The following is a 20,935-nucleotide window of genomic DNA, read 5'->3' as shown; positions in this document are numbered from 1 at the left end:
ATTATGCAAAGTTAAGAGAGGGACAGGGACCGTGAAAAAAACCATCAAGATTATGTTACTCGCAGCTGCCTTTGGTATGACATTACACACGGGCAAAGAAGTGCAAGCAGCCTCCTATGTCGATCAATCCATTTATACGATTAGCACCTCAAAAGTATTTACAACAGAAGCAGAAGTCAAAAAAGCGGTTGACACGTTGAAAAAGGATAAGAAGTGGACAGCCACGTATCAAACCTCAGGAAATACATCGACTTATCAGCTAACTGCCTCAGGATATGACTCACAAGCAGCAGCGAGTGCAAGTGCCGCTGCATTAAAAAAAGAGTTAGGCATGAGCGGTACGGTGTCTCCAGTAGGTGACCGCCTTCCTTTACAGAAAATCGTATCTGATCCAATCAACGATGAAAGTCAGGCGAAAAAACTGACGCTCGAGCTGACGAAAACATCAGGACTCAATAGCGCGTATGAAGCTATCAATCAAAGCAGACCATCATATCAGGTCATTTCAGGAGCCATTGATTCTGAAACGAAAGTCAAAAATATTCAAACCGAACTACAAAAACAGGCCGGAGTCACTAGTACATATCAAACCGAAAACAAAGCTGGCACCGTGTATCAGCTGATCTCAGGCAATATTGTCGGACAGAGTAAGGCAAATACCATCCTGCAAGGTTTTCAAAAGGAATCTGGTTTAAAAGCAGTACTCCAAACGGTAGCAGCAGGCAAACCGTATTACATCGTCACATCTGCTGCACAAACGAATCAGTCTAAAGCGCAAACCCTTCTGACCCAGCTGCAAAAAGAAGCGAAAATTAGCGGAAAGATTCAGAAGGCTGGAGCTGTTAAAAATGTATATAGCATGGAATCAGGCTATTTCAAAGACAATAAAGAAGCAGCCTCAGCGGCGGCTCAGATCAAAAAACAAGCTGGTGTGTCAGGTACTGTGCAGCGAGTAGGAAAAACGAAAAATTATATCGTAAAGCTCAATCAATTAAATGACACAACTTACGCAAAAACAGTTGCCTTTTTCAAGAAAAAGAAATGGCGCTATACGTCTAAAAAAATCTCCTCTACACAGCCATATCAAGTAGTGACTGGGAATCTTTTGGGCGATGATCAAGCGAAAAAAGCAACGGCATTTTTCCAAAAGAAAAAAGTATCCGCCACAACGAAAAAAACAGGCAAAGCATCTGACAGCACGTATCGACTTGTTGTGAATCAAGCAACAGATCAGAAAAAAGTAAATAAAGGTGCTGCATACTTAAAAGCACAAAAGGTGACAAGCAGCATCACAACAGGCAAGGGACAAGCCGTCAGTAAAGCATACAGCCTAATGACAGCTCCTGTATATGATCAAAGCAAAGTGAAGCAGGCACAAGAGATCATGAAAAAAAATGGAGTTGCCAGCAGTACAAAAACATTAACAGAAGCTGTTAAGCAATACCGTATTACGACAGAGGCAACTGTGAATCAGACAAAGCTGAATCAAGCCTTAAGTTATTTAACCAAACAAAAAATGAAAGCAGCCGCTCAAAAAACGGGAGCAACTGATTATGGTCAATATCAGATCAAAACAGGGGTTATTTCGACTGCTGCCTTAAGAGACCAAGGCATGACATTCTTCAAAAAACGAAATGAACCAGCTGCTTATACAACAACGACAAAACCGGCATATAAAATCAACATCACACAGCAGTTTACAGGGTTACCAAATGCGAATGCGGCCATTGCTTTTGTGAAAAGCCAATACGGCTGGACAGCCACTGCGACCAAAATCAAAAATGGTCCAATGGTGATGCAGACGAATTATAACCTCACAGTCAATGAGATGGTAAACAAACAAATGAAGGTGTCGCCGCAGACAGATGGTGCAGCCTACGTCTATGCGACATATGTAGACCCAGCGACGTCCACAGTGAATACAGACGGGCTAAATGTACGTTCTACACCTGATTCAAGTTCGGCTAGCAACATCGTCGCACAGCTGAACAAAGGGACAAAAGTGAAGCAGCTTGGAAAAGAAGGCAACTGGATCAAGATCAGCCTCGGCTGGAGAAATGCGAGTTCAGCAGAAGTATTAAAATATGTAGATCCAGCGAATATCGCGGAGGGCACTCAATCTTATTTTCAATTTCTCAAACTCTCTGAAGCTGCAAATCTCAATCCAACTGAAGTGAATACGAAGATTTTAGCAGGGAAAGGGATTCTTGCCGGAAAAGGACAAGCCTTTATCACAGCAGCAAAAACGTATCATATTAACGAAATCTATCTGATTTCACATGCATTGCTTGAAACAGGCAACGGCAGTTCCATTTTAGCGAACGGTACGAAGTTTAATGATAGAATCGTGTACAACATGTATGGCATTGGCGCATATGACAGCAACCCGAATTACCTCGGAGCAAAATATGCGTATGAACAGCAATGGTTCACACCAGAGGCAGCCATTATTGGCGGGGCAAAATTCATTGGCAACAGCTACATCAATAATGCCACATACAAACAAGATACCATTTACAAAATGCGCTGGTCTGCGACAGCCACTCACCAATATGCAACAGATATTGGCTGGGCTTCTAAACAGGTCACTCGTATGTATAGTTTGTATAACTTACTTGATAACTATACGCTGTATTATGATATCCCCGTGTATAACAAATAAAAAAACGTCCGTGCTTCTTAATGAGAAGCCGGACGTTTTTTGTGTAGGAGCTGATGTTCAATAAAGGAAAGAAGCTGCTGACTTGATTTCCCTTTTGAATATTGATTCCATTCCTCAGCAAAGGTTTTCAATAAGTCTTGATTGGCTGATTCGTTTAGCTGCTTAAGCTCCGTTAAGAGCATATCTTGAGTGACGCAAGCCTTTCCTGGAATGATGTCTTCATAACGTTCGACTAAGCCGCGTTTTGTGCGATAAGTCTCTAGATCGTAAGTGAAGAACAAAACAGGCTTTCGGAGCAGCGCATATTCAAACACAATGGATGAATAATCTGTAATCAGGACATCGCATACAGAGAGCAATGGAAAGAGCGGCTGATCGGACACATCAAAGATCCACTCGCCATCTGTTTCTGCTTTGGCTAAATGTTTCACCGCAGGATGAAGTTTGACGAGCAGAATATAGTCGCCATTCAGCTCACTCTGCAATTGTTCTTTAGAAAAAGGTAAGACAAGACCGTTCATTGCAAAGTCCCGGTAGGTCGGCGCATACAGCAGCACTTTTTTGCCTTTTGGAAAAATATCCGTTTGAAAGGAAATAGGGCGCTCATCATAGTACGCATCTGTGAAGGGTACACCTGTTGGCAAAAAACGATCGTCGTTGACGCCAAATGAAGTTTTGAAAATCTCGCGCATGTGATCTGAGCCAGTAACGATATAATCGAAAGACGCATAGACCCGCTTGAAACGCTGCAGATCACGAGAACTACGGTGATGATTTGAAGCATCTTCAAGACCGAACTTTTTCAAAGCACCATTGGCGTGCCACACTTGAATACAAGTAGTAGAAGGTCTATTTCTTAGCACACTTGTCATCAGAAAATAATTATCTGTGACGACGACTTTGCTTTTTAGCATCGTATAGATACATTGAATGAGATGGATGGGATTTTTTTCATGAAAATAGCGAAATGACACATGAGGCACGTCCTTTTCTATCACAGAAGCATGCTTCGTATAGAGGACAGTGAGCTTCATTGTCATATTCGCCTGTTTTTGATAAGTATCGATGAGAGCAGCTGCATTCTCTTGGAATGAAACAAGCAGCGTCACCTGATTGTCACGAGGTTTCACGCCGCTCATGAGCCATCCAGCAAAAGAAACAAAGGCTGCATAGCATGAGATGATCATTGAGCGTATATTCATCATGTATCAGTCTCTCACAGCTGCTTCGTCTGATCTTTTACTTGCTCAGGATAGTAGCGCTTTTTCCCTTTGTTTTCTTTTAATACGGCAAAAGCGTACTTTGGGATATTCAGCATTCGTTTCCATCTCCACGGATTGACAATGAGTCTGTACAGCCATTCCGTATTTGTTTTAATCATCCAGCGTGGTGCACGCTTTACCGTTCCACTAAATACATCAAAGCTTCCGCCTAAACCGATGCAAACAGCTTGCGGGAACAAATGACGGTATTCATAAATAAAGTTCTCTTGGTTCGGATAACCTAAAGCAACAAACACCATATCTGCCTTTGAACGAGCAATTTGTTTTGCCACAAACCGTTTATCCGCTTGATAACCATCACAGCTGCCTGCAATCACCACATTCGGATATTCCGTATCAATTCGCTGTTTGACAGCCTCAAGCACTTCTTTTTTCGCACCATATAAAAAAATACTTTTAGATTGCTTGTTTGCGAGATCAAGCATAGACATGAACACATCAAAACCTGCAATTCTTGATTTCAATGGACTTTGCGTCATGCGTGACATCAACACAACGCCTACACCATCCGGCAGTACATAATCCGCAGAAGAAACCACTTGATGATATGCATCATCCTTCATGACAGCATAGCCGATCTCTGGGTTCACTGTCGCAATCATGGCGCCTCTTCTCTGGGAAATATGATGCTGGTTGATATAGCTAATAAATTCATCTAAGTCACCATTTACATAAGAAAGGTTAGAGACCACTTCTGTTTGCATTGTTCAGACCTCCTTTTTCATTTTGTTATCTATGAAACGTTCATTGTAAATTCATTCTTCGCCTACTCATCATTTTATCACAGTTGCTCCATGAAATATTAACAATAACTTTACAATCCTTTTAATTTCATGACATTTTAATAAACAACTAGTCTCTAAAAACGTTGAAATGCTGTATTGACGCAGTTTCACTATTTCATCCATTAAATTGGAAATAGTTTGTCTTTACATTTTCTTAACGTTTTTTAGGCATTATGATATAATGAGGTTCCGAAGAGCGAAAAAACATGACCGATGAGAATAGGATTACGGATAAACATTACTGCTTGAAGCAGTCGAATAAGGATGAAGAAAGGAGTTTATGTTTGCAATGAAGAAAGTTATTACTTACGGTACATTTGATTTATTACACTGGGGGCATATCAAGCTGCTAGAGCGTGCAAAACAGCTTGGAGATTACTTAGTAGTGGCCATCTCTACAGATGAGTTTAATTTACAAAAATCAAAAAAGGCTTATCATAGCTACGAGCATCGCAAGCTGATTTTAGAAACCATTCGTTATGTAGATGAAGTCATTCCAGAGAACAGCTGGGATCAAAAAGTCCGAGACGTACAAGAACATGACATTGATGTGTTTGTTATGGGGGATGACTGGGAAGGTAAATTTGATTTCTTGAAAGAGCATTGCGAAGTCGTTTACTTGAAGAGAACAGAAGGTATTTCGACAACACAAATTAAGGAAGAAATTGCTGGACTATAATAGATTGAAAAAAAGTACTTCTTATCTTTTGGTGAGAAGTGCTTTTTCATGTAAAATACAATAGCAAGTGATCATTTTTATAAGGAGAGCTTCCTGTGTTTCAAAATTGGATGAAGAAAAAAGGTGAACACACATTGGATCAACCTAAACGAAATGAAACAATGAAATCGGTTGAAATTCCTGACATGGACTACTACTTTATTATGGGGGATGTGCCAAAACAGGACAACACCTTAACGGATTCATTAAACTTAAGATTAAAATCATTGGCTGAGAAGAATAAACGAGCTACCATCTTAACTTTGAATTTTGATGTAAATGTAAAGGGGCATATTCGAAGCCTGGAGGAGAATGTCCACCCTCAAATTTCCATCTTGAATGTTTTTGAACACTATATTTTACCGGAGAGCGGGAGTAAAAGGGTTTATTCGGAGTTTATTACAGGTTCCGTATCGGAATCGATTAATGAAGTCGTTATATCTGAGGACAACTCAACCGTTCAAGTGACAAGATACGAACTACCTTCTTCCCCCATTCTGTATATAGATCAATTTAATGAAGAACAGCAATTGATGAAACGGGAAGAATACGATATACATGGCGCTTTACGAAGAGTACTTCACTATGTTCCGCATAAGGGTGTCCCTTTTCTGGAAGAATTCATTAGAGATGATAGAAGTATCTACATGGAAACCATATATTCTGGGAGTGCCAAGAAGAATACAGTAAGGCATATTAATTGGTACAAGAAGACAGGCATCACCACATTTGTGAAAAAATCCGATATCGTACAGCAATGGCTATCTGATATTCAAACAAAAAATGAACGCATGAAATTGATGATTGCAGAAGATCGAGAGATAGATCACGATCTGTTTAAAATGGAAAAATCCGATTCAGTATTTTATGCTGCTTTTGTGCATGACGCACACTACGAGGAAAATCCCCGTCAATTGCACACTCATTATGAAGAGCTATTTAAACAAATCAGGAAGCAGCAAGTAGATGCTATTTTCTTTTGTCATCCGAAACATAAGGAAGATGTCGAAAACATTTTAGGGGAACAACCTTCCTTTTATCTATTGCCACAGGATGATGGTACTTCTTGGGGAGCAGCTCTTCAGAATATGCTTGATAATCGAGTACTTAAAGAAGAACTAAGAAGTGTTGTGGAACATACAAGATGGATGTTGCGTGATGTAAGCTCTGAGCATCATGTCCTTCATCTGCAGCTTGAGATGGAAGGCGAAATGAACATCGCGGATCAGGTAGAAATAGATTTTGCAGGATTTGATCGAGTCAATGGTGCTGAAATTATTTCTCAAACCATCAACGAAAATCAACAAGTGATTTTCCCGATTGGTCATTTTCAAACAAAGAAACAGATCGAACTCAATCAAACGAAACATGTCGATTTTTACATCCGAAGCAAGTCAAAAACACATCGTCAAGAGGTACTACAGCGTTTAGAAGTGGAAGAAGAACTGCTCACCAACAAACCTTCGTCAATAGATGGGTGGTCTTACCAAACGAAAAATGGTTACTATTCTTGGAAGATCAATTAAAGAACGAACTGTATTCTTTGTGAAAGCATGTGAATGAAAATGAAAAAAATCGTTACAATTTTATATATCATCGTTTTTAAACTCTTGTTTTTGGGTGTCAGTAAACTGCAGCCAAAAAAGAAAACGGTTATTTTTGAAAGCTTTAATGGAAAACAATTCAGCTGTAACCCGCGTGCTATTTTTGAGTATATGAAAGAAAATCACCCTGACTATACGTTGATTTGGAGCGTAAAAAAAGGGTATGAAGCACCGTTTAAAGAAAAGGGCATCTATTATATTCATCGTCTGTCGTTTAAATGGATTCTTGCAATGGCAAGAGCCGAGTATTGGGTTGTAAACAGCCGTTTGCCGCTATGGATTCCAAAACCAGGCCACACAACTTACTTGCAAACATGGCACGGGACGCCTTTAAAACGACTGGCTGTGGATATGGACGAAGTTCATATTCCTGGAGCAAACACGAAGAAATATAAAAAGAATTTCACGAAAGAAGCATCGAAATGGGATTGTCTTATATCTCCTAATGCATACTCGACTGAGATCTTTACACGTGCGTTCCAATTTCAACAGACCATGATTGAATCAGGGTATCCAAGAAATGATTTTCTGTACAATCAGAATAATGAAGGAACGATAAGAGCGCTGAAGCAAAAGATGAACCTGCCTCTTGATAAAAAAATCATCCTCTATGCACCGACTTGGAGAGACGATCAATATTATACAATTGGAAAGTACAAATTTGAATTGGATCTTGATCTGCATGAGTTGAGGTCATCTATCGGAGAAGAATATATCATCATCCTTCGTATGCACTATTTAGTAGCGGAAAACTTTGATCTCGGACCATATGAAGGCTTTGCTTATGACTTCTCCCATTACGAAGACATTCGAGACCTTTATATGATTTCTGACCTACTCTTGACAGATTACTCTTCCGTGTTCTTTGATTATGCAAACCTTAGGCGTCCAATGCTGTTCTATGTTCCAGACATCGAAACGTATCGCGACAAACTAAGAGGGTTCTATTTTGACTTTGAACAAGAAGCACCTGGTCCGCTTGTGAAAGAAACAGTAAGTGTAATTGACTGGATAAGAGAGACAGAGAAATCGACCTTTACATTACCACCGTCATTTGAACCGTTTTATGAGAAATTCTGTTACTTAGAGAACGGGGAGTCATCTAAGCGAGTCGTAGAGACCATTCTGAATAAGGAAAAAAGATGAAGGGCATAAATCAGGTAACATACTTTCAATGTATGTTTACCGGATTTATGCCCTTTTTATAACTTTAGTTTTAGATCTTTAAGCCTGTAAATGACAAAATCTCTCTAAAAAAATAAAACTTTTTTAGCGAAATTTGTTGAAAATTAAAAGATTTAAAGTCTTTAGAATCAAAAAGATGTTGTTTTTAAGGAAGCATAAACCTATAATTGTTGTTATAGTTAAAAAATTGTTTAAATATGTTGTGTTTACCAATATCGATTGTCAATTGAAAGTGCAGGGGATTTGATTGTCAAAAAGGATTTTATTAATTTCTCAAAATTTCTACCCTGAAATAGGTAGCGCTGGTAATAGACTCAAGAATATATTTTTGATGCTGCACAGAAAAGGATACGATGTGAAAGTTTTAACAACGGATCCAACTTATCCAGAAAAAAATTTCTATGATTCTCATGACCTTTGGGACGAAGAAGAATTAAATAGTCAGAATGAAAGATTTATAAGAGTGAAAGTAAAAAACAAAAAATATGCTTTTAACTTTTTGAATAGACTTTTCTATTATCTAGAAATAATGCTTAGGATGATCATATTTATTTTTAAGGATAAAAATAAATATGATCTAATTTATGTTACAACTCCCCCGATTTTTGTTGCCTTTGCTGGAATTATTGCTAAATTTAGATATAAGACAAAAATGATTTTAGACATAAGAGACTTGTGGCCAGACTCTTTAAAAGGAGTGGGGATATTCAAAAATCCCATGATCATCGGTTTTTTTAAACTTGCAGAAAAATTTGTCTATTCAAAATCAGATCATATTATCATTAACAGCCAAGGTTTTCAAAAGCATTTACAGGAGCAAGAAGCTAAATTAACGTTCATACCAAACTCTGCAAGGCGTGAAGAACTGCCAGAAATTTCAGTAAAAAACACGAGGAAAGAGTTTAAAGTAGTGTTCGCAGGAAATTTAGGTCTTGCTCAAGATGTGCATGTCTTTCGTGATATTGTTACGAGTTTAAAGGATTATCATATCAGATTTATGATCCTAGGTTATGGAGTCAATAAGAAAGAATTAGAGAGATATATCATTGAAAAAGAATTGAAACACGTTGAATTTATTGATCCATTATCAAGAAAAGAGTGTCTCAAAATGATGGCAAATTGTGATATTGGTATAGCAACGCTTAATCGTTCAGTCATCTTTGAAACGGTTTTGCCAGGACGTATTATAGATTACTTGAGCTGCCAGTTACCTGTAGTGGCTTCACTTTCTGGATATTCAAAAAATTTAATTGAGCAAGAAAATGTAGGTTTAGTAGCTAAAACAAAAACGAGTGACGAAATGGTTTCTCTTATTTTACGCTTGTATCATCATCCGGAGTTGGTTCAAGAAATGAAAACAAATTGCGAGAACTTTATTGAAAAGAATTTTTTATGGGATAATAATATTATGATTTTAGATAATGTAATAAAAAATACTATAAAAAAGGTTAATGAAGCATGAAAAAAAATATATGTATGTTTGTATGGAACCACTTTACCAACGATGCCAGAGTTTTGAGAGAATGTACAGCATTGTCAGAAGACGGATCTGATGTCGACCTAATTTGTATACACGATCCATCAATGCCTGGATTAAAGACATATGAGGAAATCAATGAAAGATTTCGTGTCCACCGAGTTAAAAGGTACCCTCGATGGTTAGTTTTATTTCAGTCTATGCTGCCTTTGCTAAAGAAGAAAAAGTATCTTCTACTTCTTCTATTATTAGTGTGGGCTGCGGGTGTTTTTTATTTACCAATTATAACGATCGCCTTCACAATCCTATTTTCATCCTTACTTCTTAAAAAGGTAAGAACATTAATCATTAGATCTAGTATCTTTTTAAGAATGATTGTAAAAGGATGGAATAAAAATTATGATATCTATCATTCTAATGATTTAAATACTTTACCACAGGGTGTTATTTGTGCAAAGTTTAAACTTTTTAACAGAAAAAAACTCATCTATGATTCACATGAAGTTCAAACAAGCAGGACTGGGTATGATAGCAAACTATATGGGAAGATGGAATCTTTCCTTTTAAAGTTTGTTGATCAAATGATAGTCGAAAATCACACGAGAGCCAAATACAACGAAGACCTCTATGGTTTTTACCCAAAAGTTGTCCATAACTATCCGTTCGATCAAAAAAAAGAGATAGAGAAAATAGATTTGCATGAGATTTTAAACATTTCCAAGGATGAAAAGATCCTGTTGTATCAAGGTGGAATTCAAACTGGTAGAGGTTTAGAAAATTTAGTTAAGGCAGCACCTAATTTTGAAGAAGGCATCCTCGTCTTTATTGGAGATGGCCGAATTAAAGAAAGCCTCATGCAATTAACGGAAGACATGAAGCTCACTGATCGAGTGAAATTTTTACCAAAGGTGCCTTTGGAAGATCTCCCTAGGTATACAAAAAATGCTTATTTAGGTTTTCAGGTATTGAATAATGTGTGCTTCAACCATTATTCAGCCTCTTCAAATAAACTATTTGAATATATTATGGCGGGTGTGCCTGTCATTTCATGTGACTTTCCAGAAATTAAGAAAGTTGTTTCCAGTGAAAATATTGGAGTAGTCGTTGACTCTCACGATCCGATTTCAATTGCAGCGGGTGTAAACAAGTTAGTTTTAAATCCTGAATTGCGTCGTCAGTACAGTCAGAATTGTCAGCAGGCAAGGCTTAAATACAATTGGGAACAAGAAAAAAAATCACTTTTAAATGTTTATGGACAAATTCAATCATAAGGAGAGTAAAAATAATGAAACTTTGTACAGTAGGTTTGGGGTATATTGGTCTGCCAACTTCAATTATGTTTGCGAAACATGGTGTTAAGGTCGTAGGAGTAGATGTGAAACCGAGTGTGATAGACTCTTTAAATAGTGGAACGATTCACATAGAGGAGCCAGGTCTCCAAGACGCTTTGACTGAAGTTATTAAACTTGAAAAATTTAAAGCTTCTTTAACACCAGAGGAAGCAGATGTCTTTATCATCGCTGTTCCTACACCGAACCGTGATGACATGTATAAATCATGTGATTTAACGTACGTAGAGAGCGCTGTTGAGAAAGTAATTCCATTCCTGAAAAAAGGGAATGTTGTAATTATCGAATCTACTATTGGTCCAAGAAGCATGGATGACGTGATTAAACCATTATTCGAAGAAAAGGGTTACGTTATTGGTGAAGATCTATATCTAGTACATTGTCCGGAAAGAGTTCTGCCGGGTCAGATTCTTCATGAACTAATCTTTAATAACCGGATCGTTGGCGGGATTACAGAAGCTTGTACAGAGGCGGGAGCAAAAGTATACGAAACGTTTGTTCAAGGTGAAATTATTAGAACAAATGCCAAAACCGCTGAAATGTCTAAACTAATGGAAAATACATTTAGAGATGTTAACATAGCACTGGCAAATGAACTTACCAAAGTATGTAATGATCTAGACATTAATGCGCTAGATGTCATTGAAATGGCGAATAAGCATCCACGTGTTAACCTGCATACACCTGGACCTGGTGTCGGCGGACATTGTTTAGCAGTAGACCCGTATTTTATTGTAGCGAAGGCTCCTGAAACAGCGAAAATGATTAACTTATCACGCTCTATTAATACATCTATGCCATACTATGTCGTCGAAAATGTTGAGAAACTTATGCAAAAAGTAGAAGGAAATAAGGTGACTATTTTTGGACTTACGTACAAAGGAAACGTCGATGATATTCGAGAAAGCCCAGCAATGGAAATCTATCATTTATTAAAAAATCAGAATAAATATGAAATCGATGCATATGATCCGCATGTGGATGAGGAGTTTGTCATTAAAAACTTAGAAGAAGCTGTTCAACAATCTGATTTAATTTTGATTCTAACCGATCATCAAGAGTTTAAAGAATTTGATTTTGATAGACTTGATGGCATGAAAAATAAAATGATTTTTGACACAAAAAATGTTCTGCAAAACCGACATGAACATTTCACTTATATTAATTTTGGAAATCTCTCTTCTGAAATAAAAAAAGAAGAAGCCTTGGTTTAAATCTGCTTTTCCTTGGTGAATGTAAAGCTCGGTTTTAGTAGAAAGGAGTAGCAATGGATATACCTTCAACAGAAATTATTAAGACATTTAAAGAAAATGCTGACCAACCAGAAAAATGGTTATTAACAAACACTAGGGGAAAAAGAGTTTTTTTTCAATTTGATTTAGAAGAAGCAGAAAGAAATTATCTATCCTATATTGGCAAAGAAGTGATTGAACAAGGCTCTTTGTCCAATCAGTCAGAGAAAATAGATACGTTTGTGTTAGGAAATGCAACTGAATTTATGTCAGATGTTGATCGATTAGTTGATGATGCATTACCATTTTTAAAAGATGATGGTGTGCTGTTATTTTGGATTAACCATAATCAAAATTCATTGCAAGTAAAGTCAATAGTTTCTTTAATACTTTACATGCATAAAAAGAATTTTCGTATTGAACAAGTCATCAGGTCTTCATGGACAGGATTTATTGCGATTCCTATAAGTTCTAGTGAGATAGACTTTGCGGAAAATCTATTGAGTATACTATCTCGAATAAAGCAGGTAGAAGATAATAGTCAAAATGAAAGTCAAAATCAAAACACTGAATTAACATCAAAACTTCTAAAAAGATTAGTAGAGTCAAAGGAAGAGAAGTTAAATTTGGTGAATAACGAGAGAAAAATATTAGAACAAGCTAATAAGATGGAAAAAGAACTAAACCTAATAAAAAAACGTTACAAAGCTCTATCCTCATCCAAATTAGGTAGATTGACACTAGCTTACTGGAGATATAAATCTCAAAAAAGAAAGAATAGGTGAATTTGTGTGGGGAATTACCAGAACCATTTAATGCTAAATAAAAAGAAAAAATCAAGTGCAAATCAGGAGCTCGCATATTATAAAGAAATGTTAAAAGTTTTTAATCAAAATAAAGACTTTAAAGAGTTAGAAAGTTTATTGGAAAAAACGCCTGATTTCAAATCTTCACAACTCTCAAATGATGTGAAGATTTTAGAAGACAAGAGAAAAGAATATGTACAATATCTGAAAAAAAATTACAAAAAGGGCTTTTATGATTCCGTCAAAGCCCAAATTGCCAACTTACCTTCAAGTAATGGTACAAAATACTTTCAAAAAAATAATGCTTCAATTGGGATTATCGCAGATGAATTTTTATATAAAAGTTTAAAAGATGCAGCGAATTTCATTTATATTAATCAGGATAATTATAAAAAAGAAGCTGATAAAATTGATTTGTTTTTATTGTCCACTGCTTGGAAAGGATTGGATGGGAAATGGAAAGGACTCGGCAATCCAAAAATTAAAAAGGTAAGGAACGAAATTAAAGCAATTATTCAATTTTTCAAAAGTAAAAATATTCCTGTTGCATTCTATTCTAAAGAAGACCCCGTTAACTATGAATATTATGTTGACTTAGCGAAGCAAGCTGATCATATCTTTACAACTTGTAGTGAAGTGTTAAATGATTACAAAAAAGATTGTCCGAATGCTAAAACATATAATGTACTAGAATTTGCAGTAAACCCGCTTTATCATAATCCAATCGGGACTAGAATAAATAGAAGAGAAGATATTTTATTTGCAGGTTCTTGGTATCAAAAGTATCCTACGAGGCAAGAAGATACACGAGAATTATTTGAAGGCGTCATAAATGCAGGTAAAGATTTGACTATTGTAGACAGAAACTTCGAATTAGGATCAGACCGTCATTTTTATCCTAAGGAATATGTGCCTTATATTGTAGAGTCAACGGATCACGAAACTCTACAAAAGATACACAAATTATATGACTTTACTTTAAACCTTAACTCTGTAAAAGATAGCAATACAATGTTTGCCAATCGAGTATATGAACTTCAAGCAACAGGGACAATTGTCATTTCGAACTACAGTGTTGGTATCAATAGTAAATTCCCTAATGTGTTTTTAGCTAATACGAGTAAAGAGCTAAAAGTTTATCTGCAGAAATTGTCAGATAAAGAAAGGTATCAAACGCAAATGGAAGGTGTGCGAACAGTTTTAAGGTCAGAAACTGCTTTTCATAGGGTACAAGAATTGATACAAGTAGTTAGTGATCGTCAGAATAATCTTCAGAAACGAGATGTTCTTGTAATTGCGGAAAAATTAGACGACCATACAATCAACATGTTTAATAAACAATCCTACCCTGATAAAAAACTTGTCTCTCAAGATGAAATGACAGATGATCTGTACAGAAGTTTTGATATCGTAGCTTTTTTTAGCAGTAAATATGAATATGGTCAATTTTATTTAGAAGATATGATCAACGCATTCAAGTACACGAATTGTGACTATGTCACAAAAGATGCTTATGAGCATAACGGTGAGTTTACAAATGGTGTAGAACATAATTATATCGAGAAAATAGAAGATCGTTTTAGAACAGTGTTTTGGAGAGACTCGTTTCAATGGGAAGATATTAAGGAGATTTCAAATACGTCTATTCCTAATGGATACAGTATCGATCCATTAGAGCTATCAACAACTTCATATGGGATAGAGGAAAATCAGCAAGTACGTGAATATGATTTGTCGGTCATTATCCCTGTATATAATAATGGACGACATCTGCTTTACAAATGTTTCAGAAGCTTACAAAGAAGCTCTGTTTTTGAAAAAATGGAAATAATCATTATTGATGATGGATCAACCGATAATATGACACCTCACATAGTGCATACACTTGATAAACATTATGACAATGTGAAAACGTATATGTATCCAGAAGGTGGAAGTGGTAGCGCATCTAGACCTAGAAATAAGGGTTTGGAGTTTGCTACAGCAAAATGGGTAACTTACTTAGATCCTGATAATGAAGCGATAACAGACGGATATAAAGAGCTGTTAGATGGCTCCTTAGAAGAAGATCATGACATGTTTATTGGAGACATGGTTAGGCTTTCTGATGTCAAAGGGTTGTCTTCTTATTATCCTAATATGATGTCTCTTAATAAAGGAATTGATTACAGACGGGGACCGCATTCAGACTTTTTAATTAAAGCCTCATTTAAAGCCATGAGTATTCAGGCCTTAATCGTTAAAAGGGATTTATTGCTAAATCACGAGCTCAAAATGGTTGAAGGAGCAATAGGTGAAGATACTTTGTTCTTTCATGAAATGTTGTTGAAGACCAAATCTTTCAAGGTGATCAATACACCCGTCCATATTTATTATGCCATGGTAGAAAATTCTTCGATTAATCGAATCAATAAGAAATTCTTTGAAAAGTATTTCATACTCGAAAAGGAAAGAATTGATTGGTTAAAAAGGGAAAATTTATTAACATCTTACAAGCGAGATAAATTAGAAAATTATATAGAAAATTGGTATTTGAAAAAGTTGAGTAATATTGAACTTGATGATAAAGAAGCGGCAAAAAGAATATTAAGAGATATATTGAATTTGTATGAAGGTATGAAATGGAAAAGCCGTAAGATATTAGAGTTTCTGAAAGATAATGATTGATACTAAACGCCTTATGTTTAACATAAGGCGTTTAGTATTTGAAGTGTATGTTAAGAACATCTTCTAAAAACATAAATTCTACTGCCTGATTAATAGCTGTCTGTATAATGAAGACGAGATGAAAAAGTTTGTTTATACAGACATGAACACTTTGTTTATACATCAAAGATGAAAAGAAGGAATTTTTCTGTTACAATTATGAGCGGTGCTTTTATCAATTTAAAGTCTATTCTATTCAATTAAAAATAAGGAAGATTAGAGTGAATGCATTGTATAAAATTCTAAAAGAGCAGTTTGGTTCAATGCCATTAATTTTAAGGTTAGCTGTATATGAAACCAAATCAAAATACCAATTGAATTATTTGGGCGTTCTGTGGCAATTATTGAACCCACTAATTCAAATTATGGCTTATTGGTTTGTGTTCGGTTTAGGTCTTAGAGGGGCCGGAAGAACCGCAGAAATGGCAGACGGTTCTCACGTAAGTATACCCTTTCTTATTTGGATGTTAGCAGGTTTAATTCCATGGTTTTTTATTAGTTCGACGATTACAGAGGGTGCGAATAGTGTTTTTAAACGCATAAACTTAGTATCTAAGATGAATTTCCCTATTAGTGCTTTGCCTTCAGTAGTCATCACTTCTAATTTATTCAGCTACTTTTTAATGATGGTTATTTATGTGATTATGCTCATAGCAAATGGCATCTATCCTGATATCCACTGGATTCAATATATTTATTATTTTATCTGTATGATTGCGTTTATGTTCGCTTTCAGTCTGTTTAATTCAACGATTAGTGTTCTTGTTCGAGATTATCAACAACTGTTGCAATCCTTGACAAGATTACTCATGTTTTTGCTGCCTATCTTATGGGATATTGGAGATAAATTCACGGGTAAGTATGAATGGATTGCGACTACCCTAAAATTAAATCCCTTATATTATATTATTGATGGATTTAGGAAAAGTTTTATTAAAGGAGATTGGTTTTTTCAAGATGTCAAATATACGCTTTATTTTTGGCTGATTACACTTCTTCTTTTAATAGTTGGTTCATTGCTTCATTTGAAATTTAGGGATAAATTTGTCGATTTTCTTTAAAAAGTAAGGAGATTATACGATGAAACTAAAGGTTTCGTTTCGAAACGTATCCAAGCAGTATTTTCTATATAAAAAGCAGTCAGATAAAATCAAAGGGCTGTTTTTTCCGAATAAAAACAATAAAGGTTTCTTTGCTGTTCGTAACGTTTCCTTTGATGTATATGAGGGTGAGACAATTGGTTTTGTTGGGATCAATGGGTCTGGAAAATCGACCATGTCTAATCTTTTAGCAAAAATCATTCCCCCAACAAGCGGTGAAATTGAAATGGATGGTCAACCCTCGTTAATTGCCATTGCAGCAGGGTTGAACAACCAATTAAGCGGGAAAGACAATATTCGTTTGAAATGCTTAATGATGGGGTTGACGAACAAAGAAATAGACGATCTTTATGAACAAATTGTAGAGTTTGCGGATATTGGTGATTTTATTGAACAGCCTGTAAAAAGCTATTCAAGTGGAATGAAATCTCGACTTGGTTTTGCTATTTCTGCACATATTGATCCAGATATCCTCATTATTGATGAAGCACTGTCTGTAGGAGATCAAACCTTCTATCAAAAATGTGTGGATCGCATTACAGAATTTAAAGAGCAAGGAAAGACGATCTTTTTTGTCAGTCACTCCATTGGCCAAATCCAAAAAATTTGCGACCGAGTTGCATGGATGCATTATGGCGAGCTTCGTATGTTTGATGCTACGGATAAGGTCGTAGAAGAATACAAAGGGTTTGTGAATTGGTTTAACAAGCTTTCTAAGAAAGAGAAACAAGAATATCACATGGAACAGAAGGAAGCTCGAAAAGGAGTACACAAGGCAGAAAAAGTCACTCGTTATAAAGATAGAGGAGAGAAACGTTCATTTTTTGGTCCTGCATTTCAAGTGACCTTTGTTACAATCTTGACGATTTTACTTGCTCTTTCGATGTTTTCAGATCGCCCACTTCGAACGCTGGCCACCTTTGGGGCCATTACGTTAAATAAAACAGAAGTGCCCCAGTCCACAAGTTCTCAGCCGAAGGATACGTCTTTAAAAAAGGTTGATCAACAAGGTATTGTTGTGGAAGATCCATTAACAGTCTATAAAGACCAAGCCATGAAGGAAAAGGCAGACGTCTCGTTGTCGTTTGGACAAGAAGTAAAGGCTGTAGGTGAAAATAAAAAAATCGTTCAAATTAAAACAGCAGCAGGAACGTATTTTGTGGAGTCGAAAGCCTTTAAGACGACGGATAAATTGAAGCCATTATCCATCGGACCAGGTCAGTTTAATTCTTATGTATCGCCTGCATCTGCAGGTTCGTATGAGTACTTACTTTCTTTTCTTGGAAAAGAAGAGTCTGTGCTGAAGCAAAGAATGCAGACACTTAGCTCGGTCAAAAGTGAACAAGGCGATACCATTGAGCGGCTGACCACTGAGAAAACCGATTATGTGATTGAAAATGGCCAGGCAAATACGATGGTGTTCCACGAGATCATGCCCATCTCTCCTTCAACGCTTGGGCTGACAGAACAAAATGTCTGGATGAATGAAAAACAAACGAAATTCGCAGTAAAAGGCGAAAATCATCTATTTGTTATCGATAATGAACAGCATACGCTGACTGTTTCAGCGAGCAAATAAAAAGCTGCCGATGCCGGCAGCTTTTTTTAATTCACTTCTTCTTTCTCAAGTAGCTGTTTCATAAATGGAATGAGTTTTTTCTTTAGCTCTTCATCTTGAAGGGCAAACTCTAGCGTCGTTTCAATGAAACCTTGCTTCTCTCCGACATCATATCGTTTTCCTTCAAAATCATAGGCAAATACACGCTGGATGTCATTGAGCTTTTGGATGGCATCTGTCAGCTGAATTTCTCCGCCTGCACCAATTTCTTGTTGATCAAGGTACATAAAGATCTCTGGCGTGAAAATGTAGCGCCCTAAAATAGCTAAATTGGATGGTGCGGTTCCTTGCGGCGGCTTTTCAACAAAGTTTTTCACTTGGTAGCGGCGGCCTTCTTGGGTAAGAGGATCAATAATCCCGTAGCGATGCGTATCGCTGTCCGCTACCTGCTGAACACCAATTACAGATGAAAGGGTTTTTTCATATTCATCCATCAGCTGGCGAAGTCCAGGTGTTTCGGCTTGGACAATATCATCACCTAATAAAACAGCAAAAGGTTCATCACCGATAAAGTTACGTGCGCACCAAACGGCATGTCCGAGTCCTTTAGGTTCCTTTTGGCGGATGTAATGAATATCAGCAATATTAGAGGATTTTCTCACTTTTTCTAAAAGTTCACTTTTTCCTTTTTCTTCAAGGTTGCGCTCAAGCTCTGGCGCAAAATCAAAATGATCCTCAATGGCTCTTTTCCCTTTTCCAGTGACAATAATAATGTCTTCAATTCCTGACTCAACAGCTTCTTCAATAATATATTGAATGGTTGGTTTATCAACGATTGGTAGCATTTCTTTAGGCATAGCCTTTGTGGCAGGGAGGAAACGTGTCCCGAGACCTGCAGCTGGTATAATGGCTTTACGTACTTTTTTCAATGAACTTTGCACCTTCCTTACATAGATAACCGATTTAATAATCAATGTTAGTTCTTGGTCGTCTTTATAAAGTGTAACTTACAAATCATAGGAAAGACAAATGATTTCACTAAAAATGATTTTTAGATAGTTTACATTTTATATGTTAAATGTAAAGGAGGGTGAATGATAACGTTAATTCAATGTAAATTTCTTTTTTATATCATTAAATTTATCCTCCAAATTGTGTATAATTGAAAGTATTATATTAGGAAAGAGGCATAGACCAGTGAAAAAACTAAATGTAATGACTATTTTCGGTACTAGACCTGAAGCAATCAAAATGGCTCCACTTGTCCTTGAACTTAATAAACATCCACAAATAAATTCAATTGTCACTGTCACAGCTCAGCATAGAGAAATGCTAGATCAAGTTCTTGAGGCATTTTCTATTACGCCAGACCATGATCTAAACATCATGAAGCAACGCCAAACATTATCTGAAATTACATCAAATGCATTGCTGAAACTAGATCAATTATTCCAAGAAGAAAAACCTGATATTGTGCTTGTTCATGGCGACACAACGACAACCTTTGCAGGAAGCTTGGCTGCGTTCTATCACCAAATTTCTGTCGGCCACGTCGAAGCTGGCTTAAGAACTCACAATAAATACTCACCGTTCCCTGAGGAATTGAACCGCCAAATGACAGGCACTATTGCTGACATTCATTTTGCCCCTACGGCTGAGGCGAAGCAGAATCTTTTAGTAGAAAATAAAAAAGAAGAGACCATCTGTGTGACAGGGAATACGGCCATTGACGCCCTGCAAACAACAGTCACAGAACACTATCAACATCCAATTCTAGAGAAGATCGGTTCAGATAAAATGATCTTATTAACGGCTCATCGCAGAGAAAATCTTGGTCAGCCGATGAAGAACATGTTTAGAGCGATTCGCCGTGTTGTCGAAGAATTTGAAGATGTTCAAGTCGTATACCCTGTCCATTTAAATCCTGCTGTTCGTGATGCGGCTCAGACAGAATTCAGTGATCTTGATCGTGTGCACTTAATTGAGCCGCTTGAAGTGGTTGATTTCCATAACTTCGCTGCTGCGTCGCACTTTATTTTAACGGATTCTGGCGGTGTGCAGGAGGAAGCTCCCTCTTTAGGAAAGCCAGTATTAGTGTTGCGTGATACAACAGAACGTCCTGAAGGCGTGAAAGCTGGTACGCTTAAGCTTGCAGGAACCGATGAGGAAACCATTTATCAGATGGCAAAAGAGCTGTTAGAAGACAAGCAAGAGTACGATAACATGTCAAAGGCTTCTAACCCTTATGGTGATGGACAAGCGTCGAAACGAATTGTCCAAGAACTCCTTCATCGTTTTGGTTTAAGTGATGAAAAACCAGCCCCATTTCAATCATAAAAAAAGAAGACTACATTCCTGTAGTCTTCTCAGCGTGTAGACAAACCCTCGCATTCTTTGTCAGTCCTGCGTGCTGGTGCTCACGAATGTCAAATTCGCTCCGCTCCAGTTCTCGTCCTTCCTAGACTTCAAG

Annotated in this window: 14 protein-coding genes and 1 pseudogene; 12 read left to right on the top strand and 3 right to left on the bottom strand. The window is 36.9% G+C overall.

The genetic code is table 11. The features are described 5' to 3' along the window. The first annotated feature begins 31 nt into the window (after positions 1-31). Entirely contained in the window at positions 32-2,662 is a 2,631-nt protein-coding gene (locus tag NST73_RS16845) for a glucosaminidase domain-containing protein (RefSeq protein ID WP_342499236.1), read from the top strand. A 17-nt stretch (positions 2,663-2,679) separates the two neighbouring features. Here the strand turns inward: NST73_RS16845 and NST73_RS16840 are convergent, their stop codons facing one another. Beyond that, positions 2,680-3,867, bottom strand: a complete 1,188-nt coding sequence (locus NST73_RS16840) for a CDP-glycerol glycerophosphotransferase family protein (protein ID WP_259253547.1) — start codon at positions 3,865-3,867, stop codon at positions 2,680-2,682. Positions 3,868-3,878: 11 nt separating this feature from the next. Further along, a complete protein-coding gene (locus tag NST73_RS16835; protein ID WP_024719265.1) occupies positions 3,879-4,649 on the bottom strand; it encodes a WecB/TagA/CpsF family glycosyltransferase in 771 nt (256 codons plus the stop codon). A 370-nt stretch (positions 4,650-5,019) separates the two neighbouring features. On the opposite strand from NST73_RS16835, the gene tagD reads away from it, so the two are divergent. From tagD to tagH, 10 genes and pseudogenes are all read left to right on the top strand, one after another. After that, positions 5,020-5,409 carry a glycerol-3-phosphate cytidylyltransferase gene (tagD, locus tag NST73_RS16830; RefSeq protein WP_008343212.1) on the top strand — a complete coding sequence of 130 codons (390 nt, stop codon included), beginning with the start codon at positions 5,020-5,022 and terminating at the stop codon, positions 5,407-5,409. A 95-nt stretch (positions 5,410-5,504) separates the two neighbouring features. Beyond that, positions 5,505-6,974 carry an alpha-glucosyltransferase N-terminal domain-containing protein gene (locus NST73_RS16825; RefSeq protein ID WP_342499235.1) on the top strand — a complete coding sequence of 490 codons (1,470 nt, stop codon included), beginning with the start codon at positions 5,505-5,507 and terminating at the stop codon, positions 6,972-6,974. A gap of 99 nt (positions 6,975-7,073) precedes the next feature. Continuing rightward, a pseudogene (locus NST73_RS16820) lies at positions 7,074-8,198 on the top strand (CDP-glycerol glycerophosphotransferase family protein); the annotation flags it as partial. Between the two features lie 286 nt (positions 8,199-8,484). Further along, a complete protein-coding gene (locus NST73_RS16815; RefSeq protein WP_144679123.1) occupies positions 8,485-9,699 on the top strand; it encodes a glycosyltransferase family 4 protein in 1,215 nt (404 codons plus the stop codon). Next, positions 9,696-10,985, top strand: coding sequence for a glycosyltransferase (locus tag NST73_RS16810; protein ID WP_326241903.1), 1,290 nt, complete (start codon positions 9,696-9,698; stop codon positions 10,983-10,985). The genes NST73_RS16815 and NST73_RS16810 overlap by 4 nt, the downstream gene beginning before the upstream one ends. A 14-nt stretch (positions 10,986-10,999) precedes the next feature. Next, positions 11,000-12,277, top strand: a complete 1,278-nt coding sequence (locus NST73_RS16805; protein ID WP_144679125.1) for a nucleotide sugar dehydrogenase — start codon at positions 11,000-11,002, stop codon at positions 12,275-12,277. Between the two features lie 53 nt (positions 12,278-12,330). After that, a complete protein-coding gene (locus NST73_RS16800) occupies positions 12,331-13,080 on the top strand; it encodes a hypothetical protein (RefSeq protein ID WP_144679126.1) in 750 nt (249 codons plus the stop codon). A 6-nt stretch (positions 13,081-13,086) separates the two neighbouring features. Beyond that, the gene (locus tag NST73_RS16795) at positions 13,087-15,768 is read left to right on the top strand and encodes a glycosyltransferase (protein ID WP_235672189.1); all 2,682 of its coding nucleotides are present in this window, start codon (positions 13,087-13,089) and stop codon (positions 15,766-15,768) included. 260 nt (positions 15,769-16,028) lie between these two features. Further along, entirely contained in the window at positions 16,029-16,868 is an 840-nt protein-coding gene (locus NST73_RS16790; RefSeq protein WP_025208081.1) for an ABC transporter permease, read from the top strand. Between the two features lie 19 nt (positions 16,869-16,887). Beyond that, positions 16,888-18,486 carry a teichoic acids export ABC transporter ATP-binding subunit TagH gene (tagH, locus tag NST73_RS16785; RefSeq protein ID WP_144679127.1) on the top strand — a complete coding sequence of 533 codons (1,599 nt, stop codon included), beginning with the start codon at positions 16,888-16,890 and terminating at the stop codon, positions 18,484-18,486. 26 nt (positions 18,487-18,512) lie between these two features. Here the strand turns inward: tagH and galU are convergent, their stop codons facing one another. Further along, the gene (gene galU, locus NST73_RS16780) at positions 18,513-19,394 is read right to left on the bottom strand and encodes a UTP--glucose-1-phosphate uridylyltransferase GalU (protein ID WP_008343198.1); all 882 of its coding nucleotides are present in this window, start codon (positions 19,392-19,394) and stop codon (positions 18,513-18,515) included. A 268-nt stretch (positions 19,395-19,662) separates the two neighbouring features. Between galU and wecB the strand changes: the two genes are divergently transcribed. Continuing rightward, a complete protein-coding gene (gene wecB / locus NST73_RS16775) occupies positions 19,663-20,802 on the top strand; it encodes a UDP-N-acetylglucosamine 2-epimerase (non-hydrolyzing) (RefSeq protein ID WP_041507851.1) in 1,140 nt (379 codons plus the stop codon). The last annotated feature ends 133 nt before the right edge of the window (positions 20,803-20,935 follow it).

It is taken from the genome of Bacillus sp. FSL W7-1034, assembly GCF_038593365.1.
GTDB classification, from domain to species: domain Bacteria; phylum Bacillota; class Bacilli; order Bacillales; family Bacillaceae; genus Bacillus; species Bacillus altitudinis.
The sequence above is the reverse complement of the archived record's forward strand: the minus strand, read 5'-3'. Positions and strand labels throughout refer to the sequence as shown.